We start from the raw sequence: 22,240 nt of genomic DNA on the forward strand, positions 1-22,240 counted from the left end.
TTTTTAAACCGCTTTTTTAATAATTAATTAGAACATTAAATAACGATGTAAGATGGAAAAAACTTCAACACGATATAGAGTAAGAGACGATTATGCAACGGCTACCCCGGTACATGTAGTTTGGGAAATTACTTTAGCATGTAATTTAAAATGCTCACATTGCGGATCCAGAGCCGGAAAAGTAAGACCTGGCGAACTGACTACAGAACAATGTTTTGGTGTTATTGACAGCCTTAAACGTCTTGGCACAAGAGAAATTACCATTATTGGCGGAGAAGCTTTTTTGAGAAAAGACTGGCTTGAAATTATCGAAAGAATAAATCAAAGCGGAATTGAATGTTCGATGCAGTCCGGTGCATATAATCTAACCGAAGAGCGAATTATTGATGCCAAAAAAGCAGGAATAAGAAATATTGGGGTTTCTATCGATGGAATGCCCGAAACACACAATAAAATTAGAGGCAGAAGAGATTCTTTTGAACATGTAATTAACTGCCTGCAATTACTAAAAAAACACAATATACCTTCCAGTGTAAATACAGTAATTACAAAAAGCAGTAAAAATGAATTAGATGAACTTCTGGATGTCCTTATAGAAAACAATGTAAAAAATTGGCAAATACAATTGGCTGTTGCAATGGGAAATGCGGTTGATAATTCGGAAGAATTAATACTGCAGCCTTATGAATTAATTGATTTTTATGACAACCTTATTTTGATATACAGAAAAGCTCTGGCTAATAATGTTTTAATTCAGGCAGGAAATAACATTGGCTATTTTGGACCCTACGAACATATCTGGAGACAAGGGAATGAGAAATATTACACAGGTTGTTCAGCAGGACATACCGGAATTGGCATTGAAGCCGACGGTAAAATTAAAGGCTGTCCATCATTACCAACATCTGAATATACAGGTGGCAATGTAAAAGATATGGATCTTGAAGATATCTGGAAATACAGCGAAGAGATGGTTTTTTCCAGATACAGAAATAAAGAAGAATTATGGGGAGGCTGTAAAGGCTGTTACTATGAATCTTCGTGTCTGGCTGGTTGTACCTGGACAAGTCATGTATTGTTTGGAAAGCGAGGTAATAATCCTTTTTGTCATCATCGTGCTTTAGAATTAAAAAAGAAAGGGCTTCACGAAAGAATAAGAAAAACACAAGAAGCACCTGGATTGTCTTTTGATATTGGTCTTTTTGAGATAATTGTCGAAAATGAAAAAGGAGAGATTGTAGAAATACAATCACCTAATGATGCGCATCAAATTCCAGTATCAGATAATACAAACAGAGTTCCGAGAATGCCAAAAGCACTTAAGTTATGTAACGGATGCGATAATTATGTTTATGAAGAGGAAGAGATCTGTAATTTTTGTAATGCTGATGTTCAAAAGGTAAATGACGAGTATGCTGTTAAAATGGAAAAAGCTATAGACTCCCTGAAAAAATTAGAATTATTAATGATGAAATGATATGGAGCTTCTGAAAAAAATCCAATCTGAAATTGATAAATATTCGGATGACATTGAAGAAAATTTAAGCCTTTCAGAAATCACAATTCGTAATGGTCTTAATTCGTACAGATACGGCTCTTCGAGTTTTTTATCTGATCTTTTTGATCCTGTTGAGATGACAAACGAGACCGTATTTTACGATTTAGGCTCAGGTTATGGAAACATAATTTTATACGGGGCTGTAAAATTTCCTTATGCAAAATTCAAAGGAATTGAAATCCTTAAAGAACGTAATGATGTTTGTGTTGATTTAATTGAAAAAGAGAAATTAACAAATGTCATTGCAGTATGTGATGATATTTTAAAAACAGATATTTCCGATGGTACCATTTTTTATCTCTACAATCCACTTTTTGATTTTCAATACGCTGAATTACTAAATACACTGTATAAAATTTCATTAAGCAAGCCCATTATTGTAATTGCAGAGTCCCGCTGCCTCTTTTTTGATGAGGCTGTCTGGTTAGAGCAATACCATCATAAAGATATTGATGTGATCAGAAAAATTAAATACTATCGCTCAAAATAGAACAATCATAATCAGGCAGAAATTTTCTTTTTTTTGTTGATTTCTCTGTATTTCGAATTTAATGATAGTGTTTTATACTTTTTATTGTGCAGTTAATTATAAAAGAATAGTTCCAGGATTATGTTGAGTTACACAGTGGTTATTCCATTATTTAATAAAGAAAAATATATTCAAAAAGCAATTACTTCTCTTGCTTTTCAAAGCAAAAAGCCCGACGAAATAATTATAGTTGACGATGCAAGCACGGATGCCAGTTTGATGGTTGCAAAAAATTGCTTTTTAACGTATAAAACAGCTTTTGCTAAGACTAAAATTAAATTCATTGCATTAAAAAATAATTCGGGACCTGGAAATGCCAGAAACAGAGGGATGGAAGAAGCTACTGGCGACCTTATCAGTTTTCTGGATGCAGATGATTATTATGAAAAAGAATTTATTACTACTGCTGCACACTATATGCATCAGGAACAAATCCATTTTCTGGTTGTAGGAATTAAACTTCATCCCTCTGGAATAAAGTATCCTGAAACCAAAAAAATAAAAGAACACCTTCGACCTGTAAACAACGAGTTGTATGTTTTGCCTAATCCTTTGTTTGCAGTTAGTTCACCTTATTTTTTTATGGGGCGTGGCAGTAATGTTGTTGTTTTTCGTAAATGTATAGGTGCACACCGTTATGAAATTGGCTCTTTGTTAAATGAAGGAGTCGATTTTTGGTATAGAGTTTTAAAATCAGTTGTTGAAAATAAAACCTCCAAAATAGGATTGTTAACTGGAAGTTATATCCGGGTTACAGAAGTCCAGGGAAGTCTTTCAAGAAAGAAATATACCCATTGGAATGAATTAAAGGTTCCTCCAACGGTAAATCGTTATGTAAAAAGCACCAATGAGTTTGATTTGCAATTAGCCGGAATGTTAAGTTTACGCTGGTTTACGCACGCCATGAATAACCTGAGCACTTTAAACCATAAAGTAGTATTTGTTTACAGGTATAAAAAAATTTGGCAACGGGCATTATTATATAAGTTGAAAAGAAATTTTATAAAAAAGAGCATTTTAAAGTAATACCAACTTTAGATTTTTAATAAACAAAGCAGTAAACTTTTATTTGGGAGGTTTCATTTTTCTTATTGCATTAAATGAACATTTCATACCCAAAATTAATGCATTTGTAACATTTTGTATTTATCGCTGATTTTTATACAGTAGGTTTACTAAAAGAACAATTACAAAACTTTCTTTTCCGGTGCTTTTGATCGTTTTTTTAAATAAAACCACTTCGTGCAATCAAAATTAACTTAATAAATTAACCTGTTAAAATCAAATAATTATGACCAATTTAAGCTCAATTATTCTTCCGGTTCTTGAAGGGATGGAAGAATCACATTTAAAGGATCAGCTATTAAAATTCTTGCCTAATCAACTGGAGGCATTTTCAAAAATCGAAAAAAGTTTTACTCAGTTGACATCGAAAGTTCAGGAAAAAGAACACTTACAACGTTTTTTTCATAGTTGGAGCCAAACTAATAACAGCGCCATGACCGTGGCTGGAATTAGCAACCGTATGACCATGCTGGTGCATAAAAAACAACCTGTTGCTGACGAAAAAGCACTATTGCAGGCAATCACAAGTTTAAACAGAATTGTAGATGAAGATCTGGCAGTAGTGGGCAGAATTTTACACTCTCAGATGTTTTATACTATGGCAACTACTATTTGTACAGATGATGATTGGCTTTTACGCAGGTATTTAAATCAAAGTGCTTGCGATTTTAAAGCATGGAAAGATCAAAATTCGTTGCGAAATAAAGATATCATGATTGCATTATTGACAACTTTGATACACGAAATTTATACGCATGGCGAAGTAGAGTATATACTTCCAAAATTCAAATCGTGGTTAATAAACGATTACAATTTCTCTGAAGAGGAATGCGAAAAAACATTGGCATGGATAAGTGTTCACTGTGGCCCAACTGAAAAAAATCATTTCTTTTTTGCCGTTAATGCTGTTTTTTATTATGCCAAAGCAATGAATATTGATGTTGAAGCATATGATCTTGAACCAATTATTAAAGATTATTTAGAAAAAAAATCAGCAGTAATGGAGGATATCATGGAAATGGAAGAACTTAGTTTTTAATTTATTATCCTGGCAATGACAATCACAAAGGAAGAAGCGAAATCTAAAATCATTATTCCAAAGATTCGGTTGCAGCAAAATCATGCTGAAAACCAGAAAAAATGGAACGAGCTGTTTTCTGAATACTTTCAACAGGAGAGCGGGTTAAGCAGAAGCTCTTTTGCCAACTCTTCGGTGTTATTATCTTCAGATTACTGCCAGAAAATGAATCGCTTGTGTTCTATTTTAAATAAAGCCTGCAAGGTAATTGTTCTTAATTATTTTGAGGATGATAGAATTAGAAACTATTATCAATTGGATAAAGACTTAGAGGCCTTATTAAAAAAAAGCAGTCACAAACAATACAATCAGGGTTTTTATCGCCCTGATTTTTTATATGACACCAATGAACAGGCAAAAATTTGTGAGATTGGTGCACGATATCCTCTAAACGGCTGGATGATTAGTTATTATTTAAAATTAATGGGTGATCAGATAAATTTAGATAAAGAGGCGGCGACCGCTATAAATAAAGATTTAAAGAATATTGTTGACGATTTGTACCATCAATTCGCTCCTCATAAAAAAGTAGCTGTCGTTCATGATGATGAAAAAGGAACAGAGATTTTTTATCTTAAAGCCGAATTAGCAAAGTTAGGAATCGAATTAATATCTGTGAAACCTCAGGATTTAAACGTCTCAAATGATTCGATTATTGTCAATGGAGCGCCAGTTTCGCAATTCATTTTAGAAATGGATCGGGAAGAATTAAAAAAAATAAACCCGGAGGTACTCGACAAATTAATAGAAGAAAACACTTATTTTAACGATATCCGTACCTTAATTTTAATTCATGATAAACGGGTTTTGGCGGTAATGTATAATGATCAGATAATGAACGATTACCTGAACGAGGAAGAATATGCTTTCTTGAAAAAATATCTTATTCCCAGTTTTGTTATTCATGATTCTGCTGGTTGTGACTCTTTTATATATGGTAAAGAGAATTTGATCTTGAAATTGAATAGTGGCGGAAGAGGGATTGGTGCGTATGTTAAAAAGGAGTGTACAGAGGAGGAGTGGGAAGTCATTATACGGGAAAACTGGAGTAAATATGTTGTACAGCACTTTGTCGACCAAAAAGAATTTACTGACACCGAAAACCATCGCCAGATTCATCTGGTGGGGATGTTGTTGTGCAAAGAGGATAAAATGTATGGAACAGGGGTGTTTCGTGGTTCAGATGAATCGGTGGTAAATGTGCATCAGGAGAGAGCCTTAATTTATCCATTATTAGAGTAGAAAAATATGAAACATACAGTTATTATACCCCTTTACAACAAACAAAACTATATTTATGACACCATACGCTCATTGGCTTTACAGGAAAAAAAACCATCACAAATTATAATTGTAGATGATGCCAGTACAGATAAAAGCCTGGTTAATCTAAAAGATTCAGTATCGTTTTTTGCACCGCAGTTTTTGCAAACCGAGATTCAAATTATTGAATTGAATGAAAATAAGGGGCCGGGCAATGCAAGAAATTTAGGAATCGAAAAAGCCACAGGAGAGTTAATCAGTTTTTTGGATGCAGATGATTGTTACACACTTTCCGGTTTAAGGGAGGCAGGGTCGATCATGGAGCAAAAAAACATAGATGTTTTAATAATAGGGATTTTATTGTTTCCCTCTAACTATTATTTGCCCAATATCAAATCTTTTGCAAAAGAATTGATTTTACTTTCCGATCAATTGTATTTAATACCAAATGTGCTGCATACAATCAGTGCACCAGATTTTATAATGGGGGTAGGTAGTAATGTCATCATACGAAAAAAACACTTAGATAGCATTCGTTACAATGAGAATGCTACTTTAAATGAAGGAATTGATTTTTGGTATCGTGTCCTCAAAAACATGAAAAAAGAAGCTCTTGTAGGATTGCTCAATAAAGCCTGCATTGAAGTAAGGGAAATTGAAGGAAGTCTATCCCGAATTAGTTATGGAAGCTGGAGAGAACTGGAAATTCCGGTTTCGATAAAGCGATATCAGAAAAGTTCTAATCTGTACGATCAATATTTAATAGGAATGTTGTCGCAACGATGGTTAGAACATGCCATGGAGCGTTTACCGTCCAGGAAACAAAAAGTGTTGTTTGTCTTCCATCATGCTCTTCTTTTAATCAAAAACTATTATTATTTCAAAAAAAGGAAATAAACAAAACGACCGACTATGCATTCATCCTGTATCGCTACAAAAACACAGAACCCCACCATATTGCAGGATTATTTTCTATTAGCCAAAAACAATCATTTGTATAGTGAATTCTATAAAGGATATGATTATGCTGCAGTAGCCCCAATGTTAAGCAAAAAAGAATTGATCCCAATTTTAAAAACAAAGTTTAAGCTTCACGAAGAAAAGACTGGAGTTTATTTGGTGCGCTCCGGCGGAAGCACTCAAAATCCTTTGGTATTTCCGGTAGACATACAAGAAAATCAAAATCAACGCTTTACCCTGGCTACAGAACTGAGTGCCAACAATTTTTTTACTCCTAAAACAATTGCTTTAAATATTTTTGGGTATTCAGATATGTACCGGACAGCCGCGATTATGGATGATATTTTAGAAAAATGTCAAGCTACTACATTAGCATTGAGCGCACATGCAGGTTACCCGGATATGGAGCAGGCTGCACAATATTTTCAGCCAGATTTTATATTAGGCACTCCTTCAAAATTGTTATGTTTTGCTCAGTTTTTAGAAGAAAACAACAAAAAACTGCAGATACAAAATTTGTTTTATGCAGGTGAATTTCTACGACCTAATATTGAACAATTTCTGAAGAAAGCATTCGGTTTTAAACAAATTTATTCGATGTATGGTTCTGCCGAAACAGGGATTTGGGCATGGTCGGATTTTACTAAAAATCCATCATTATTCTCAGTAATTAACGGAATTATAGTCGAAATTTTGAATCCGGATACAAACGGATATGGTACCATTGCCGTAACGAATACTTTTCGCAAAAGATTTCCTGTTTTTCGATATGCAATTGGTGATTTAGGGCGATGGGTTGATGTGGAGGGAAAATCTTTTTTGGAGTTAAAATCCAGGGAAACTAAATCTTTTATAATAGGGGAGCAACATTATGATGTAGATGAATTCATTTTCCTTACCGAGGGAGCTACAACTTTTCAGATTCAATTATCTGCTAATGATAATTTTAAGGAAGTTCTTCGGATGTTAATTGTACAAAATATATCCCAAAGTCAAAGAGCAGATTTTCTTCAGGAAAAATGTACAGCATTAAAACGGCTGTTAAATTATAATGAACGTTTTATGAAAGTTGAGGTGTTACTAGTCACAGCAGCTGATTTATATATAGATCCCAATACTACAAAAACACCTGTGTTGTTGGACTTGAGGTAATGTTTTTTCAAATGTAAATATTGCTTAGTGGTTTCAAAAAATTTCATACCAATAATTAAAAACTAATTTTCTTATGCTGCGTAAAACCCTAAAATGGTTTTTCAAAAATAATTATTTCTATATATGTTTAATGATTTGTGTTAAAATGAATCAAATCTGTAAATGGCTCTGTGTCAGTATTTATCTTACTTGTGACGAAGAATCTTCATCCTGTAACATTTTTTTATTTAAGCCTATACATATAGTATAGTTTTGAGAAGTAAATAAGAAAAAACAGATGTGTTTAGTGAATATTAAAGTAAAAAAATAAATAATAAAGTGGAGCAGATCCCACTAAAAAAACGAGGCGGTTCTGAAAAGCCTTATGAGTAAGAAAACATATAAATTAAAAGTTATGTCAGATTTATTAGCAGGTGCTTATTTAGCAAAAGGCACAATCGGAAATGTTGGGACGCCAGGTGCTCCAGTTGCGTCATTTAGTTTAGTTGTTGTACCATCTCAGCATTCTGTGTCAGGTACAGTAGTAATTACTCAGGCGATACAAGGTCCTGATAGTTATATCGTAGTTCCGGTAACAGGAAAAATATTTTCAACCGGAATAGGAAAAGTGACACAAGTTGTTGGTTTAAAAGGGCAGTATGTGCATTCAGTTCCTCCACCGGCATTTGGTTCTTTCCTTGCTGACTTTGAGGCTAATTTAGCAATCGACAACGAATGGAACGGTACTGGGGGGTTCTCATATTATGGACATAATGTAGAAAACGTTCCGGTTAAAGCTGTAAATCAGGTTGAGTTAGTATAAAAATTAAGTAATGCAATTATAATGTATACTTAAGAGGCTCGTATAATGACAAGCTCTTTTGTTAAAGATTTAATTTTAAAAATACTTAAAGGCTGTATGTTTTTTGCGTGATCCTATTCTGAATGCTAATTATTTAAAAACAAAGTGTTTCGAGAAAATAGAAAACGAAAATAAACAGTATCAAGAGTTTGTTCGTACCAAACAATAATAACACTGGCAGATTACGCTTTTTTGGGGGAAAGTTAATTCGTTTTGGGGAATTAAAGTTGTGATTTTTAAAATTAAATCTCTTTGTTTTCTGCTATTTTTTTGAGGTTTTTATTTCTTTCCAATAGAAAATGAATCAGATGATTTTTTAAAAACAGGGTATCGAATAATTTTCCGATAATGCCAAACGGAGTTTCATATTGCAGTTTATCTGTCATTATGGTAACTCCGTTTTTTTCTTCAAAAAAATGCTCATGTTTGAAGGTTTTGAATTTTCCTTCCTCCATTTCATCCACAAAATAGTCATAGAAATTCATTGCGGTAATCCGGCTTTTGTGAGTCAGGTAAAATCCGAAATGTTTGCCCCGCCAGGTCACAGTTTCATTTAAACTGATTAAACCTGAAGTTACACCGTCAATTGCTTTTTCTTTTGAAGGGGCTGCAGATTGTTGGTGAATATCGATATTTCGTGATACTTCAAAAACGGTTTTTAACGGAGCATTTATTTTTGTTGTTAGGTGTATGGTTGTCATTGAATTTATGTTTTTTTTTGCACAAACTTGTCATTCCGAGGAACGAGGAATCTCCGTTAGAAGCTCTACAAAGATTGAGGATTTTGATTGCGGAGATTCCTCGTTCCTCGGAATGACAATATTGTGTGAATTGGAGGAGTAAGAAGTTCTTTACGGCAATAAATTTTTAAAAGCTTCATCAATATCTCCAAACTTAAATTGAAACCCATTTTCTAAAAGTCGTTTCGGAATCACATTTCGACTTTTTAAAACCAATTCGGTTTCTGTTCGAATAAAAAAAGAGCCGATTTCCAATAAAAATTTACTCATCGCAATACCAAAAGGAAAACCAACCGTTTTTCGAAGTTTCTGCATGAAATCAGCATTTCTAATGGGTTTAGGAGCAACAACATTTACAGCTCCTGTCATTTCTTTTTCAATTATAAAATCAACCGCATTCGCAAAATCCTCTTCGTGAATCCAGCTGACAAACTGATTACCTTTTCCCTGTTTCCCTCCAAAACCAATTTTTGCCAAAGTTTTTAACGGAATAAATGCACCTCCTTTTTTTCCTAACACTATTGAAGTTCGCAAAGCGGTTTTTAATGTATTTGGAGTTTCTGTTTTAAAGAATGCTTTTTCCCATGAAAGCGCCACATTGATAGAAAAATCGTTTCCAATTTCGCCATCAGTTTCATCCATTTGTTTGTCTAATGAGAAACGATAAATGGTTGCGGTTGAAGAATTCAGCCAGTGCTTCGGTGGGTTTTGGCAATTTAAAACTGCCTTGTTCAGGATTTTGGTACTTTCAATTCTGGAGAGCAAAATTTCTTTTTTATTTTTTTGAGTATAGCGGCAATCGACAGATTTACCCGCCATATTAATTAAGACAGCAGCGTTTTCCAGTTCTTTTTCCCAGCCGGAGAAAGTTCTGGCATTCCAGTTTACATATTTAATTCCGTCAATTGTTTTTGAGTTTCCTCTGGTCAGAATTACGATTTCATCAAATTGATCTTTAAAATGATTTACCAAAACCTGTCCTAAAAAACCTGTTCCGGCTGCGATAATGAGTTTTTTCATCATTAGAAATTTAAAATTAAAAACAGGGCAATAATTCTATAGAGAACCCAGGTGTAAGATAGATAAAACGGAAGTTTTAAAATTTTAATTCTTCTAAAATGTTCCAAAAACATAATGAATACCGTTACTCCAAACCAACCTAAAATTATCATTTGCGGAAGTTGAATAAAAGGACTCAAAATTAAAACCGGACTTAAAATCAAAGATCCCAACAAAGAAACCGTCATCAAATTTCCTGCATAATTGAGAATCGTTTTACTGTCAAACTTTAAAAGAAACAAACTTTGAAAAATAATTTGTCCAAGGGCTAAAATGAGTTCTCTTGTAATAGTACTTTTCGGAAAATTCAAAATCAAATTAGAATATCCAAATAATATAAAAGTTGTTACTGTTACAGCAAATCCGATAAACAGAAATCTGTATTTATAATTGAAATCAGGAATGCATTGCAGTTTGTTTTCTTCTTTTATGTTTCCCGGAATAATTACTTTTCGGTTATAAGAAACAAAAGAATATAGTTTCTTAAGAATGAAATGAATAGGTTTTCTGGTTGCAATTTTTTCAATTACAGGAAAAGAAAAACCAACAACTTTAATTAAACTGTCAATTCCGTAAACTACCGTTTGTGCCTTGTTGTCAATCAAAGCAATTTCGTTTGGAGCACGTTTTAAGTCTACAAAATTTTGCTCCTCTTCAGATAATTGACAATAAGATTTTCTTCCGTTTTGATCTAACATTCCGCTTTTTAAAAACCCGGTTGTGTACAAATTGCAAAGCGGACAATCTTCGTCATAAAGCAAGGTTTGGTTTTCGAGCGTTTTCATGAGATAAATGTTTAAGCTTTATAAACCAGTCTTTCTTCTTCCTGAGCTTCTTTCGCTTTTCTTTTTCCTCTAAAAAAGAAATACAAATTAAAGAATAACATAATACCCAAATAAATAGAAAATCCTCCTATTTTGTAGCTTAATCTTTCAATCAGTTCCTGATAGCTGTTTTCGCTGATATTCATTTGAAGAATCATAAGGGCAAAACCAATATTTAAAAGATAAAAACCGGTTTCAAAAAGTCTGTTCGTTGCATCGGCTATATCTTCGCGGCCTTTAAAAATATCCAGCATAAAGATTTTACCATTTTTGAAAAGTGTTTTAGAAACATAATAAGTAAGGAATAATGCAATTGGTAAATAAATACTGTAACCGATTAAAATTTTTGTAGTTTCCATGATATTTGATTTTAGTTGTTATTTAATAAGTTTATGAATGTACTTTGTTATAATTATAATGTTTAAGTAATGCAATACTGATATAATAAAAATAATGACAGCCGTTTTGAAACAGATGATTTCGGTTAATTGCGTGAGCGATATTATTTTTTGCCAGGAAATCAATGTCATTGCACAATAACCAATATTTAAAAGATAGTAGCCCAAAAGCAAAACCTGATTGATTTTTTGACAGATATCAGCGTGATTTGGAATCAGTTCTGCGACATAGATGTTACCGTTTTTGTAGCAGATTTTTCCAACTCTCAGGATAATAAAAATTGTAATGCTGAGATAAATGAAGTAGGCGATGATGTTGAGGTTCATAATGATTTCAGATTAACATTTCGTGTTCTAATACATTTAAAAATTCCAGTTTTCGTTTATTCTTTACCGTGATTTTTGAACCTTTTGCCAAAAATACAGAAGTTGGTTTTTGAGTCTGAAGAAGTCTAAAATCGATTCCGTATGTGTTTTCAAAATCAATATCAACATGATGCTTTAAAACGTCAAGCTGTTCCCATCTGGGATGTGTTACTTCATATTCGAAAGAGGTTTTTTCATTGATTTTTGTATATCCGAAGTAATGTTCTGTAATAAACTCAGCTTCAGAATCTACCTCAATTTCTTTAAAATATTTTCTAGTTTCTAAGTGAATTGTATTCCAGTTTTTATCATTTTTCCATTGATAAATAAAAGTTTTTGTCTCCACATTTTCTACAACTTCATGTCTCATTTCTTGAGTTTCATAATGTTCCTGATACAAAGTATTGGCAATAAAAGTGATCGCTTTTTTCGGAACAATTTCCTTGATAAAAACAACACCTCGTTTCCATTCCTCATTCTCCAAACGTTTTACATAGAATCTCAAATTAACTTCTTCAAAATTGATATGAAACGGAACTTTCAATCCTAAAACTTTGGTGTTTTTAAACATAAAGCCAACTAAGCTGACATAACATTTGTTATTCCAAAGATCAATTTCAGTTCCTGCCGGAACATATTTTTCTAAAACTTCACGATTAACCTCATAATTGAATAAGGCTAAATTTTTCCATTCTGCTTTTAAGAAGTTCATTTTGTTTTTTCGTATTTAATTAAAATTCTAAAAAAATAAATTGCAGTGATATTTGGAATTAGAGTTACAAAAACTATCTGTAAAAAGTCATTCCATATGATGAGACTAAAAAAACAAAACAATATTCCTATGTTAAGAATTGTACTAATCCAATATGTTTTTACTTGTTTTTTGATTTCGAGTAACCCTTGTTGTGAAAAGACTTCGAAGGTTAGAAAAATTGCTGAAATTATTTGAATGACAGAAAGAATTGCCTGTCCGGCGAATCTAAAATAACATGTTAGATAAAGCAAAAAGCAGATTATAAAAGCGAAAAAAATTATTTGTTTTGCAGTGATCATGGTTTATGGTTCTTTTAATTTTCTATTCTTTTTTGGAAATTTATTGGTATGCTTTTTCATAAATTATTAGAGATAGATAGATTGCAATTACTGGTGGGATTCCAAATAGTATATAATTTAATAAATCATATAATCCCATTTTACAGATGATAATAAGTGAGACAAAAAATAGTAATACACTTGCAAAATATGTTTGAAGATTTTTATCATGAGGTTCATGAACATACATTTTTAAACCAATAACAATTTGAAATATTCCTGTAAGAATTGTTGAAAGCATTGCATATGATAAAAATCCGATGTTAATTATTGCCATTAAACAAAAGAAGATTGGAATACTAACAAAAAAATAATTGAAATAATTAATAGTTTTCATAGATTGATTTTTTTAAACTTTCTTAGAAAAAACAAGTTTTAGTTTGGTAGGTTGAGCTTTATTTTATGTTTTTTAATGTATTCATATTCCTCTACAATTTTTTTCATTATGATATAAAAATAAATTGCAATTGAAATAGGAAAAATTAATATGACTGACCAAACAATAGCATCGTTACTTGTTTGAAAGTGATAATATTGCAAATAGCATAAACCAAGTTCTGCAATTGTTACTATCCAATAATTAGACAAATGTCTTTTAGCATAATCTGATTTATAATACATTTTTATGGTTAAACAAATAGCCGAAATTACTTGGATGATTCCCAAAACTATTTGAGCTAACAATCCAAAATAAATGATTATTAATAATGTTAAAGTTGTGAACAATGCAATTTTGTTTATCATTAATAGCAGTTTCATAATTATATTTATTTTTAAACTTTCAGAAAAAAATGAAAGTTTTAATTAAATTTTTTTAAGTTGTAGAATTATTTCATGATTTTCATAACCAATTTCCCTAACCAGTTATCATTAAATTCAGTCATTTTGTCCAGCATGTTATCTGCTTTTAGAACAAAATCATACAATTTTGTGGTTTGATCTACAAAGTGTTTTTCTTCTGCTGAATCTTTGGCTTCGATTGTCGAAACTTCTTTTAAAATTTTAAGAGCAGGTTTGATTTCTCTTTTGCTTCTCTCTCTCGAAATTTTCACAGCTAATTCGTCTAAATCTTTTTCGGCTGTAAAGAACTCTTTTCTTTCTCCTGCTTTATATTCTTTATACACAATTCCCCAATCCATTAAAGCACGAAGGTTCATACTGGCATTTCCTCTGGAAATCTGCAATTCCTCCATAATATCTTCCATAGAAACAGCTTCGTTGGAGACCATTAACAAAGCATGAATCTGTGCCATAGTTTTATTGATTCCCCATTGGGAACCTAATGCTCCCCAGGTTTGTACAAACTTATTTTTTGCTTCTTTGAATTCCATGAAGCAAATGTAATTAAAAGTTTTTAAACTTTCAAAAATAAATGAAACTTATTTTGTGAATTATAAAGTTGTGTTAATTCAACCCTCGAAATTTTAGATTAAATAATGAGAAGGATATTTTTGTAAAAATCACTTTTTATGGAATTATACTACACCTTTTCAGTACTTATTGTACTGGCTTCTTTCTTCGCCTATTTAAACCTAAGATTTTTAAAACTTCCGGGAACAATCGGAATAATGATTATTGCCATGTTGGTTTCTGTCGGAATTCGTCTTCTGGGAGATTCTTATTTTCCGGCTACAACCAAACACTTTTTTGAGTTAATAAAACAATTTGATTTCAACGAAATCCTAATGGGTGCTATGTTGAATTTTCTTTTGTTCGCAGGAGCATTGCACGTAAATATGGCTGATCTCAAAGAACAAAAAGTGCCAATAATGATATATTCGACAGTAAGTGTCGTATTGTCGGCATTAATTATTTCGATGCTGCTGTATTATATCGCGCCGCTATTAGGAATTAATATTCCTTATGTATTTTGTCTTGTTTTCGGAACTTTAATTTCGCCGACTGATCCAATTGTAGTGTTGGGAGTTTTGAAACAAGCAAGAGTTCCTAAAAGAATCGAAACTAAAATTGTGGGAGAATCGTTGTTTAATGATGGAGTAGCAGTGGTTATGTTTGCGGTTGTTTTAAAAATGGCTACAGATCCAACATTTGATATGAGTTTTGGCTCAATTGCCTGGCTTTTCGCAAAAGAAGGAATTGGTGGGCTTTTATTAGGAGCTGTTTTAGGCTTTACTGCTTCAAAAGTTATCAAAAAAATTGACGATTATAACGTTTCTGTTTTAATAACCTTATCTATAGTAATGGGGGGATTTTTGATTGCCAAAAGTTTACACGTTTCAAGTCCGCTGGCGATGGTTGTTGCCGGTTTGATTATCGGAAATTATGGTAAAAAAGTAGCGATGAGCGAAATAACAAAAGATTATCTGGAGAAATTTTGGGAACTTATAGATGAAATATTAAATGCGATTTTATTCTTGTTTATCGGATTTGAATTATTGCTTTTGCCAAATCTGGACAAACAATTAGTAATTGGTTTGGTAACTATTTTAATTGTACTGTTTGCCAGAGTTTCATCAATCGTTTTACCATGGAAATTCTTCGATATCTTCAAGTTCTTCGGAATAAAATCTGCCTATAATAAAGGTTCTTTAACTGTATTGGTGTGGGGTGGAATCCGTGGTGGAGTTTCTATCGCTTTGGTACTTTCACTTCCGGATGGAGAATATAAAAACCTGCTTTTGGAAATTACCTATATTGTTGTTTTATTTTCAATTGTAGTACAAGGATTAACCGTTGGAAAAGTTGCCAATAAAGTTTTAGAGAAAGAATAAAACCATCTAAATTATTCAAAAAAAATATTTTGACACGGATTTGACTGATTCGTTATCACGAAGACGCAGATTTACACGGATTTTAAATACATCTAAAAATCTGTGTAAATCTCCGTTTTTGCGGTAGCAATTCTGTTTTATCAGCGTTCTAAATTTTTTATCGTTTGTCTTCTTTGGAATAATTTGAAGGACCGTTAATATTTATTGCATTGCCTAAAAAATGTGGCTCACGATTTCTCAAAACATCAAAAAAGGACTTGAATGTAGAAATATATTCCCTGAATTTAACATATTGATAACCGTGGTATTCTCCTTTGTTAGCCGAATAACCTGCCGATTTTATTCCAAGACTTCTTCCGATATAAATGGCGCGGTTCAAATGATACTCCTGTGAGATTAAAGTTGCCTTTTTAATTTTAAAGATATATTTTGCTCGGTACATCGTAGAGTAAGTATCAAAACCCGCGTAATCAATAAATATTTTTGTAGTATCAACTCCGTGTCGGTAACAATAGTTTTTCATCACTGTTAATTCATCGTATTCTTCACGTCCGTTATCTCCTGAAAGCAGAATTTTGTTGATTCTTTTTGCTTTGTATAAAAGAATTCCGGCATCAAGCCTGTCCTTAAGATATTTGCTTGGCTGATCTCCGTTGATTCCTGCACCAAAAATAATCCCAACATCATTTTTTGGAAATTTTCTCAAAGAATAATGAATATATTTTTTGGCAGATGATTTTACGTGATAGTTTACAGAAACAATGGCAATCAATCCAATAATGGCAAGATAGAGCGCTATTTTAAAATATTTTTTCAAAATGTATAGTGTAATGTTAGGTTCAATGACGAAGATAACTAAAATTATTTTTAGATAAAATCAAATAAAAAAACCGAAGCTGCAAAGCCTCGATTTCTAAAATATCTAATTTCTAAAAATCTAAGAAAGTTTACAACAGTCCCGCTCTTTTCAACAAAGCTTCAGGTTTTGGTTCCTGACCTCTGAAACGTTTGTATAAAGTCATCGGGTGTTCTGTTCCTCCTTTAGAAAGCACATTCTCTTTAAATTTTTTCGCTATTTCTGTGTTGAAGATTCCATTTTCCTGAAAATATTCAAAAGCATCAGCATCCAGAACTTCAGCCCATTTGTAGCTGTAATATCCGGAAGAATAACCGCCCTGAAAAATATGTGAAAAAGCTGTACTCATGGCGTTTTCTTTTACATCAGGATACAATTGTGTATTGGCAAATTGTTCTGTTTCGAAAGTTTTAAGATCCGTAATGCTGGTTGGATCCTGTCCGTGCCACGCCATATCTAATAATCCGAAACTTAATTGGCGCAATGTTGCCAAACCTTCCTGAAAACTGGCACTTTCTTTAATTTTCTGAACATATTCAATCGGAATAATTTCTCCCGTTTCATAGTGGTTTGCAAACAAAGCCAAAGCTTCCGGTTCGTAACACCAATTTTCCATAATCTGACTTGGTAATTCTACAAAATCCCAGAAAACAGAAGTTCCGGACAAACTTGGATATGTTGTGTTCGCGAGCATTCCGTGTAAACCGTGACCGAATTCGTGGAATAAGGTCGTTACTTCATTAAAAGTCAATAATGAAGGTTTTGTTTCGGTTGGTTTTGTAAAGTTACAAACATTCGAAACGTGTGGCCTTTCGTTAACGCCATCTTTTACATATTGCGATTTGAACGAAGTCATCCACGCGCCGTTCCTTTTTCCTTTTCTTGGGAAGAAATCAGCGTAGAAAATTGAAACCAAATTGTTCTCAGCATCTCTTACTTCATAAGTCGTAACTTCTTCGTGATATTTATCGATGTCAAAAACTTCAGTAAAAGTCAATCCGAAAAGTTTATTGGCAACTGTAAATGCACCTTCTAAAACTTTTTCCAATTGAAAATACGGTTTTAGTTTTTCGTCATCTAAATTAAAAAGCTGTTGTTTTAATTTTTCAGAATAATAAGCACCGTCCCATTTCTCTAGTTGTTCGATTCCGTCCAGTTCTTTCGCAAAAGCAGTCAGTTTTGCAAATTCTTTTTGAGCTGCAGGTTTCGCTTTTGCCAGTAAATCATTTAAAAAAGAAAAAACTTTATCCGGGTTTTGTGCCATTCTTTCTTCCAGAACAAAATGAGCGTGTGTTTTATATCCTAATAAATTGGCTCTTTCAAAACGCAGTTTAGCAATCTTTAAAACATTTTCCTGATTGTCGAATTCATTATTCTGAAAAGATCTTGCTCCAAAAGCAATTGCCATTTTTTTACGAAGTTCGCGATTGTCAGCATAAGTCAAAAACGGAATATAACTCGGATGGTCTAAAGTAAAAATCCAGCCTTCTTTTTCTTTCTCTTTGGCTAATAAGCGGGCAGCTTCAATAGTTCCTTCCGGTAATCCGGCTAAGTCACTTTCGTTGGTTAAATGCAATTCAAAGGCATTCGTTTCTGCCAGAACATTTTCGCCAAATTGTAAGCTTAGTTTAGATAATTCTTTGTCAATTTCGCGTAAGCGGTCTTTTTTATCTTCGGCAAGATTAGCTCCGTTTCTGGAGAAACTTTTATACTTTTTATCTAAAAGTGTGGTCTGCTCAGGAGTTAGATTTAGACTATTTTTTTGGTCGTAAACTGTTTTTATTTTCGAAAACAATTCGGCATTCAGTGTAATGTCATTCCCGAATTCAGCTAATAAAGGTGAAACTTCCTGAGCGATTTTCTGCATTTCGTCATTCGTTTCCGCCGAATTCAAATTGAAGAAAATGCTCGAAAGACGATCTAAAACATCTCCTGCAAAATCCATCGACACAACGGTATTTTCAAAAGTCGGCGCTTCCGGATTGTTTACGATCGCATCGATTTCGGCTTTAGCCAAAGCAATTCCTTCCTGAAAAGCCGGAAAATAATCTTCGATTTTAATTTGCGAAAAAGGGGCTGTATTATGTTTGGTTATAAATTTTGAAAGTAAAACACTCATTATAATATACTGTTTTTTATTAATTGAAGTCAAAAATTTTGAATTCCAAAGATAACAATTTATAAAAATCTAATCCTCCTATATGAAATTGATCTTGGCATAAAATCCTCTTAAAATGTGTTATAGATATGTTATTTGTTTCTCAAGGCGGTTTTAAAAGCGTAAATTGAGAAAATAGGTTAGCATTATAAAAATACTAATCGTAATTATAAAAATAGAAATGATGAATTATCAAGTTGTAATTAAGAATATTGATACGGTGAATGAAGTAGAAGGATATTGGTCTGGTGAAGATTTAATTCGGTTATTAGAAAAATTCAACTATCCGGATGGAGCAGCGGCCGAGAAAAGCAGTTTGCCGGAATTATTAGAAATGGCCATTTCGGATTACGAGCCTAATGAAGCTGCCGCAATAGTTTTGGAATATAAATTGGGAGATCAATTAAGCGAAGGACAGATTGAGCAAATTTCGAACAACATGTTAATCGATAAGGTTTGCGAGGAATATCCGGAAATACACATGCAAGGTACTTTATTCAATGTCAATCAATTGCTTTTTAAAGCATACAATGGAAAATTTCCAAATGCAAAAGCTTCTGTAGTTCATTTTTCAATGACGCCAACGGATGGAGAAATACAAAAATTGACTGAAGAAAATGTACTGAAATTGTTGAATAATGGTTTGTCAGACAGAAATCTTATCAAAAGATTGTTTGAAAACCAAATTTCTCAGAACATTCCATTTCCTGAAGCAGAAAGTATTATTTGGGAATTGACAACAGAAGATAATGTAAATTATAATCTGGTTACATCAGAAAATTGGATAAATAAAGAAGATATAGAGGATTATGAATTTGAATCTGTTCTTGAAACAATTGAAGATGAAATGTAATTTCTAAAACGCTATAAAAGCAAAAAAGGCTTCCGTAATTGGAAGCCTTTTTAATGTATTTTTATTTTTCAACTTTCAGCCTCTTTGTTAAGTATAAATTTTGTTTCACAATGACTCGCTAAGAAAGACACAGAGATTCGCAAAGTTTTCTTCAATAATAACTTTAAAAAATCTTAGTGAATCTCTGCTTTTTATCTTTGCGTATCTCCGTGGAATAATCTTATTTTTTCAATCCTTCTGCAGCTTTATTAACCGCAGCTTTCAATTCTTCTTTATAAGAAATAATAGTATCAAGGACTTTTTTATCATGGCTTCCAATGATTTGTGCTGCCAAAATTCCGGCATTTTTTGCACCGTTTAGCGCCACTGTTGCTACAGGAACGCCACCCGGCATTTGCAGAATCGACAATACCGAATCCCAGCCATCAATTGAATTACTTGATTTTACAGGAACTCCAATTACAGGAAGTGGAGACATCGAAGCCACCATTCCTGGTAAATGTGCCGCACCGCCCGCTCCGGCAATAATTACTGAAATCCCGCGATTATGTGCATTTTTGCTGAAATCAAATAATTTCTCCGGCGTTCTGTGTGCCGAAACAATATCTACTTCAACTTCAATATTAAATTGTTTTAATATGTCGATTGCATCCTGCATTACTGGCATGTCGGAGATGCTTCCCATTATAATAGCTACTTTGCTCATGTTTTATTTTTGTTGTGTTTTGTTTCAGGTTTAAAGTTTCAGGTTGTTGGAAACTGAAAACTGTTTGTTTTACTCTATTTCTGGAATCATATTCCAAATGTCAATTTTGAATTCTTCATGAATTGCTCGCAGATATGATATTTGTTTTATATCATCTTCAATTAGTATTTTAAAGAAATCTTCTGGAGAAACACCATATATAGAAAGTTCTTTAGCTTTTCTTTGGATATATTTTTTTCTTTCGTCTGCTAAAATAATATCATCGAGTTTTAATAATTTGATTAAATTAGTAGCTTCCTGATCATCTAGTTCAGAAACTCGATAATCTCCACTATCATAAACTATTCTTTGATCGAAATCATTTGCAGTTGGATGTAAAACAGGTTGATAATCTTCCCATTTAGATGATTTCTCTTTATTCCATTGATGTTTGACTAAAAACCAATTCAAATATGAATCATCTTTTGTTCCTTTTAAAGTTGGATCAAAATGTTCAATATCTCTTGCATCCGCTCTTCCTAAATATTCTTCTGTATAAATGCAAAAGCCTTTTTGCTCTTTATATAAAATCTTCGAAATTTTTAAATTATTATTTGAATTGCCTTCGATGTAACCCAAATTACTTTTTTTAACTTCGGAATCGTCATTTTTAATAACTCTTCTCATATTAGAAATTATAAGTGTCTCCGAGTTTAACGGTTTCTAATAACAACTCTTTTTTTCTTTTTGGATCAGTTTCGTTCGCTACTTCCTGTTTTAAAGAAATATATTTTTGATAGGCTTCTTCACCATGTTTGTTATAATAATTCACTCCAAAATCATTTTTCAGCATATCATTTGGATCATCGCCAATTGGAGAACTTCCTCTACGTACAGCTACTTTACCTTCTTCATCAAAATACAAAATAAAACGTTCGTCTGGTTCAAATGAAGCTGCAATAAAAGGAGAATGCGTAGCAACAATAAATTGTGCATCAGGAGCAAGATTTTTGTAATGATCCATCAAATCCATTTGCATATCTGGATATAAGGATCGTTCAGGTTCGTCAATTAAGATGATGGAGTTATTAGTATTTAGTTCATACAATGGGAGCGATGTTAGTAAAAGCTGTTTGGTTCCTGTACTTAAGTCGCTTATTTGGATTACTTCATCTTTTCGAACATTCTTAATTGGAATAGAAAAACGTGTGTCTATTTTATCTATTTCTAACCCAATTTTACTTAAAAGAGGATTGAATTTTTCCGCAAACTCTAATAATTTTTTTGGATTTTGTTTTTCCCAAATTTTATATTCTTTCTCTAGTTTTTTCGTGTCTGAAAGCAATCCTAGATGAATTAGTTCAGACATTTTTTGAGTGAAATTCTTAAGATAAATTATATAGTCATTGAGTATATTTAACCAAATTTTTTCATCAATTACACTATCAAAAATATAACGATTTTCTTGAGGGAATATAGTGTTGAGAGAAATTGTATTTAGCGAGTCTAGATACTCCTTGTTTTTTTCGTACAAATCATTCGGGTGAGTACTTATTAATTTTAAATTTCCTTCTGATAAAATATTTGCTTTAAAATAATATAAAGGTTCATTTTCTTCTAAAGGAATAAGTTTACTAACCATTCCACCACCAGATCCTTTATATGAATAAATGTGATTATCAATGACGACAGTATCATATTCTATTTTAATACTTTTTTTATTGTTTAAATTGAACTCTAAAATTCCATCAAGTTTTTTTATATTAAAACGAGATCCGCTAAATGAATTGTTAATCAATTCACAATTAAAAGTATAATTGATGTAATCATAAATCAACTCCAACAGTCCCGTCTTCCCAGTAGCACTTTGCCCAATAAAACATATTTTATCCAAAGGTTCGCCTTTGCGCTCACCACTTTGATAAGTAAAATCAAAATCCAGATTTTCTAAATGTCTAAACTTATCGATATGTAATTTTGAAATTTTCATGAATTGAATTTTTACAAAGCTAATTAAAAAATCATAGGTAA

24 protein-coding genes are annotated in these 22,240 nt (G+C 32.5%); 10 read left to right on the forward strand and 14 right to left on the reverse strand.

Annotated elements, in window-relative coordinates; all coding sequences use genetic code 11:
• Positions 1-52: 52 nt before the first annotated feature.
• The 8 genes from JE46_RS12500 (at position 53) to JE46_RS12535 (ending at position 8,407) form a co-directional block, all read left to right on the forward strand.
• The gene (locus JE46_RS12500) at positions 53-1,477 is read left to right on the forward strand and encodes a radical SAM/SPASM domain-containing protein (protein ID WP_031455626.1); all 1,425 of its coding nucleotides are present in this window, start codon (positions 53-55) and stop codon (positions 1,475-1,477) included.
• Between the two features lies 1 nt (position 1,478).
• The gene (locus JE46_RS12505) at positions 1,479-2,048 is read left to right on the forward strand and encodes a class I SAM-dependent methyltransferase (RefSeq protein ID WP_031455627.1); all 570 of its coding nucleotides are present in this window, start codon (positions 1,479-1,481) and stop codon (positions 2,046-2,048) included.
• Positions 2,049-2,168: 120 nt separating this feature from the next.
• Positions 2,169-3,113, forward strand: a complete 945-nt coding sequence (locus JE46_RS12510; RefSeq protein WP_031455628.1) for a glycosyltransferase family 2 protein — start codon at positions 2,169-2,171, stop codon at positions 3,111-3,113.
• 265 nt (positions 3,114-3,378) lie between these two features.
• Complete coding sequence (locus JE46_RS12515) at positions 3,379-4,191, forward strand: hypothetical protein (protein WP_031455629.1); 813 nt, start codon at positions 3,379-3,381, stop codon at positions 4,189-4,191.
• Positions 4,192-4,206: 15 nt separating this feature from the next.
• On the forward strand, positions 4,207-5,472 hold the full coding sequence (locus JE46_RS12520; RefSeq protein ID WP_031455630.1) for an ATP-grasp domain-containing protein: 1,266 nt from the start codon (positions 4,207-4,209) through the stop codon (positions 5,470-5,472).
• Between the two features lie 6 nt (positions 5,473-5,478).
• Positions 5,479-6,390, forward strand: a complete 912-nt coding sequence (locus JE46_RS12525; RefSeq protein ID WP_031455631.1) for a glycosyltransferase family 2 protein — start codon at positions 5,479-5,481, stop codon at positions 6,388-6,390.
• 15 nt (positions 6,391-6,405) lie between these two features.
• Positions 6,406-7,605 carry a phenylacetate--CoA ligase family protein gene (locus tag JE46_RS12530; RefSeq protein ID WP_031455632.1) on the forward strand — a complete coding sequence of 400 codons (1,200 nt, stop codon included), beginning with the start codon at positions 6,406-6,408 and terminating at the stop codon, positions 7,603-7,605.
• Positions 7,606-7,999: 394 nt separating this feature from the next.
• Complete coding sequence (locus tag JE46_RS12535) at positions 8,000-8,407, forward strand: DUF1842 domain-containing protein (RefSeq protein WP_031455633.1); 408 nt, start codon at positions 8,000-8,002, stop codon at positions 8,405-8,407.
• Between the two features lie 281 nt (positions 8,408-8,688).
• Here the strand turns inward: JE46_RS12535 and JE46_RS12540 are convergent, their stop codons facing one another.
• The 9 genes from JE46_RS12540 to JE46_RS12585 all read right to left on the reverse strand — a co-directional run bounded on the left by JE46_RS12540 (position 8,689) and on the right by JE46_RS12585 (position 14,256).
• A complete protein-coding gene (locus JE46_RS12540) occupies positions 8,689-9,147 on the reverse strand; it encodes an SRPBCC family protein (protein WP_031455634.1) in 459 nt (152 codons plus the stop codon).
• Positions 9,148-9,297: 150 nt separating this feature from the next.
• Positions 9,298-10,206 carry a TIGR01777 family oxidoreductase gene (locus JE46_RS12545; RefSeq protein WP_031455635.1) on the reverse strand — a complete coding sequence of 303 codons (909 nt, stop codon included), beginning with the start codon at positions 10,204-10,206 and terminating at the stop codon, positions 9,298-9,300.
• A 2-nt stretch (positions 10,207-10,208) separates the two neighbouring features.
• Entirely contained in the window at positions 10,209-11,030 is an 822-nt protein-coding gene (locus JE46_RS12550) for a thiol-disulfide oxidoreductase DCC family protein (RefSeq protein ID WP_031455636.1), read from the reverse strand.
• 11 nt (positions 11,031-11,041) lie between these two features.
• On the reverse strand, positions 11,042-11,428 hold the full coding sequence (locus JE46_RS12555; RefSeq protein ID WP_031455637.1) for a hypothetical protein: 387 nt from the start codon (positions 11,426-11,428) through the stop codon (positions 11,042-11,044).
• A gap of 18 nt (positions 11,429-11,446) precedes the next feature.
• A complete protein-coding gene (locus JE46_RS12560; protein WP_031455638.1) occupies positions 11,447-11,794 on the reverse strand; it encodes a hypothetical protein in 348 nt (115 codons plus the stop codon).
• 7 nt (positions 11,795-11,801) lie between these two features.
• Complete coding sequence (locus JE46_RS12565) at positions 11,802-12,545, reverse strand: YqjF family protein (protein ID WP_031455639.1); 744 nt, start codon at positions 12,543-12,545, stop codon at positions 11,802-11,804.
• Positions 12,546-12,926: 381 nt separating this feature from the next.
• A complete protein-coding gene (locus tag JE46_RS12575) occupies positions 12,927-13,262 on the reverse strand; it encodes a hypothetical protein (RefSeq protein WP_157505917.1) in 336 nt (111 codons plus the stop codon).
• A 38-nt stretch (positions 13,263-13,300) separates the two neighbouring features.
• Positions 13,301-13,684 carry a hypothetical protein gene (locus JE46_RS12580; protein ID WP_055726141.1) on the reverse strand — a complete coding sequence of 128 codons (384 nt, stop codon included), beginning with the start codon at positions 13,682-13,684 and terminating at the stop codon, positions 13,301-13,303.
• Positions 13,685-13,752: 68 nt separating this feature from the next.
• Complete coding sequence (locus JE46_RS12585) at positions 13,753-14,256, reverse strand: GbsR/MarR family transcriptional regulator (protein WP_031455643.1); 504 nt, start codon at positions 14,254-14,256, stop codon at positions 13,753-13,755.
• Between the two features lie 138 nt (positions 14,257-14,394).
• Between JE46_RS12585 and JE46_RS12590 the strand changes: the two genes are divergently transcribed.
• Positions 14,395-15,657 carry a cation:proton antiporter gene (locus JE46_RS12590; RefSeq protein WP_031455644.1) on the forward strand — a complete coding sequence of 421 codons (1,263 nt, stop codon included), beginning with the start codon at positions 14,395-14,397 and terminating at the stop codon, positions 15,655-15,657.
• A gap of 157 nt (positions 15,658-15,814) precedes the next feature.
• Here JE46_RS12590 and JE46_RS12595 read toward each other — a convergent pair whose 3' ends face one another.
• Both JE46_RS12595 and JE46_RS12600 read right to left on the reverse strand, forming a co-directional pair.
• Positions 15,815-16,474 carry a SanA/YdcF family protein gene (locus JE46_RS12595; RefSeq protein ID WP_031455645.1) on the reverse strand — a complete coding sequence of 220 codons (660 nt, stop codon included), beginning with the start codon at positions 16,472-16,474 and terminating at the stop codon, positions 15,815-15,817.
• 130 nt (positions 16,475-16,604) lie between these two features.
• Entirely contained in the window at positions 16,605-18,632 is a 2,028-nt protein-coding gene (locus JE46_RS12600) for a M3 family metallopeptidase (protein ID WP_031455646.1), read from the reverse strand.
• A gap of 220 nt (positions 18,633-18,852) precedes the next feature.
• Here JE46_RS12600 and JE46_RS12605 point away from each other — a divergent pair, with 220 nt between their 5' ends.
• The gene (locus tag JE46_RS12605; protein ID WP_236010783.1) at positions 18,853-19,524 is read left to right on the forward strand and encodes a hypothetical protein; all 672 of its coding nucleotides are present in this window, start codon (positions 18,853-18,855) and stop codon (positions 19,522-19,524) included.
• A gap of 220 nt (positions 19,525-19,744) precedes the next feature.
• Here JE46_RS12605 and purE read toward each other — a convergent pair whose 3' ends face one another.
• The 3 genes from purE to JE46_RS12620 form a co-directional block, all read right to left on the reverse strand.
• Positions 19,745-20,230 carry a 5-(carboxyamino)imidazole ribonucleotide mutase gene (purE, locus tag JE46_RS12610; protein WP_031455648.1) on the reverse strand — a complete coding sequence of 162 codons (486 nt, stop codon included), beginning with the start codon at positions 20,228-20,230 and terminating at the stop codon, positions 19,745-19,747.
• 69 nt (positions 20,231-20,299) lie between these two features.
• Positions 20,300-20,896: an HNH endonuclease domain-containing protein gene (locus JE46_RS12615; protein WP_031455649.1), complete on the reverse strand. Its 597-nt coding sequence runs from the start codon at positions 20,894-20,896 to the stop codon at positions 20,300-20,302.
• Between the two features lies 1 nt (position 20,897).
• Positions 20,898-22,199, reverse strand: coding sequence for an AAA family ATPase (locus JE46_RS12620; protein WP_031455650.1), 1,302 nt, complete (start codon positions 22,197-22,199; stop codon positions 20,898-20,900).
• Positions 22,200-22,240: the final 41 nt, after the last annotated feature.

The sequence above is a fragment of the Flavobacterium chungangense LMG 26729 genome (assembly GCF_000735715.2).
Lineage (GTDB): Bacteria > Bacteroidota > Bacteroidia > Flavobacteriales > Flavobacteriaceae > Flavobacterium > Flavobacterium chungangense.

Coding starts and splice junctions, on each gene's coding strand:
- JE46_RS12500 (WP_031455626.1), top strand. CDS start 53: ATGGAAAAAACTTCAACACGATATAGAGTAAGAGACGATTATGCAACG.
- JE46_RS12505 (WP_031455627.1), top strand. CDS start 1,479: ATGGAGCTTCTGAAAAAAATCCAATCTGAAATTGATAAATATTCGGAT.
- JE46_RS12510 (WP_031455628.1), top strand. CDS start 2,169: ATGTTGAGTTACACAGTGGTTATTCCATTATTTAATAAAGAAAAATAT.
- JE46_RS12515 (WP_031455629.1), top strand. CDS start 3,379: ATGACCAATTTAAGCTCAATTATTCTTCCGGTTCTTGAAGGGATGGAA.
- JE46_RS12520 (WP_031455630.1), top strand. CDS start 4,207: ATGACAATCACAAAGGAAGAAGCGAAATCTAAAATCATTATTCCAAAG.
- JE46_RS12525 (WP_031455631.1), top strand. CDS start 5,479: ATGAAACATACAGTTATTATACCCCTTTACAACAAACAAAACTATATT.
- JE46_RS12530 (WP_031455632.1), top strand. CDS start 6,406: ATGCATTCATCCTGTATCGCTACAAAAACACAGAACCCCACCATATTG.
- JE46_RS12535 (WP_031455633.1), top strand. CDS start 8,000: ATGTCAGATTTATTAGCAGGTGCTTATTTAGCAAAAGGCACAATCGGA.
- JE46_RS12540 (WP_031455634.1), bottom strand. CDS start 9,147: ATGACAACCATACACCTAACAACAAAAATAAATGCTCCGTTAAAAACC.
- JE46_RS12545 (WP_031455635.1), bottom strand. CDS start 10,206: ATGAAAAAACTCATTATCGCAGCCGGAACAGGTTTTTTAGGACAGGTT.
- JE46_RS12550 (WP_031455636.1), bottom strand. CDS start 11,030: ATGAAAACGCTCGAAAACCAAACCTTGCTTTATGACGAAGATTGTCCG.
- JE46_RS12555 (WP_031455637.1), bottom strand. CDS start 11,428: ATGGAAACTACAAAAATTTTAATCGGTTACAGTATTTATTTACCAATT.
- JE46_RS12560 (WP_031455638.1), bottom strand. CDS start 11,794: ATGAACCTCAACATCATCGCCTACTTCATTTATCTCAGCATTACAATT.
- JE46_RS12565 (WP_031455639.1), bottom strand. CDS start 12,545: ATGAACTTCTTAAAAGCAGAATGGAAAAATTTAGCCTTATTCAATTAT.
- JE46_RS12575 (WP_157505917.1), bottom strand. CDS start 13,262: ATGAAAACTATTAATTATTTCAATTATTTTTTTGTTAGTATTCCAATC.
- JE46_RS12580 (WP_055726141.1), bottom strand. CDS start 13,684: ATGAAACTGCTATTAATGATAAACAAAATTGCATTGTTCACAACTTTA.
- JE46_RS12585 (WP_031455643.1), bottom strand. CDS start 14,256: ATGGAATTCAAAGAAGCAAAAAATAAGTTTGTACAAACCTGGGGAGCA.
- JE46_RS12590 (WP_031455644.1), top strand. CDS start 14,395: ATGGAATTATACTACACCTTTTCAGTACTTATTGTACTGGCTTCTTTC.
- JE46_RS12600 (WP_031455646.1), bottom strand. CDS start 18,632: ATGAGTGTTTTACTTTCAAAATTTATAACCAAACATAATACAGCCCCT.
- JE46_RS12605 (WP_236010783.1), top strand. CDS start 18,853: ATGATGAATTATCAAGTTGTAATTAAGAATATTGATACGGTGAATGAA.
- purE (WP_031455648.1), bottom strand. CDS start 20,230: ATGAGCAAAGTAGCTATTATAATGGGAAGCATCTCCGACATGCCAGTA.
- JE46_RS12615 (WP_031455649.1), bottom strand. CDS start 20,896: ATGAGAAGAGTTATTAAAAATGACGATTCCGAAGTTAAAAAAAGTAAT.
- JE46_RS12620 (WP_031455650.1), bottom strand. CDS start 22,199: ATGAAAATTTCAAAATTACATATCGATAAGTTTAGACATTTAGAAAAT.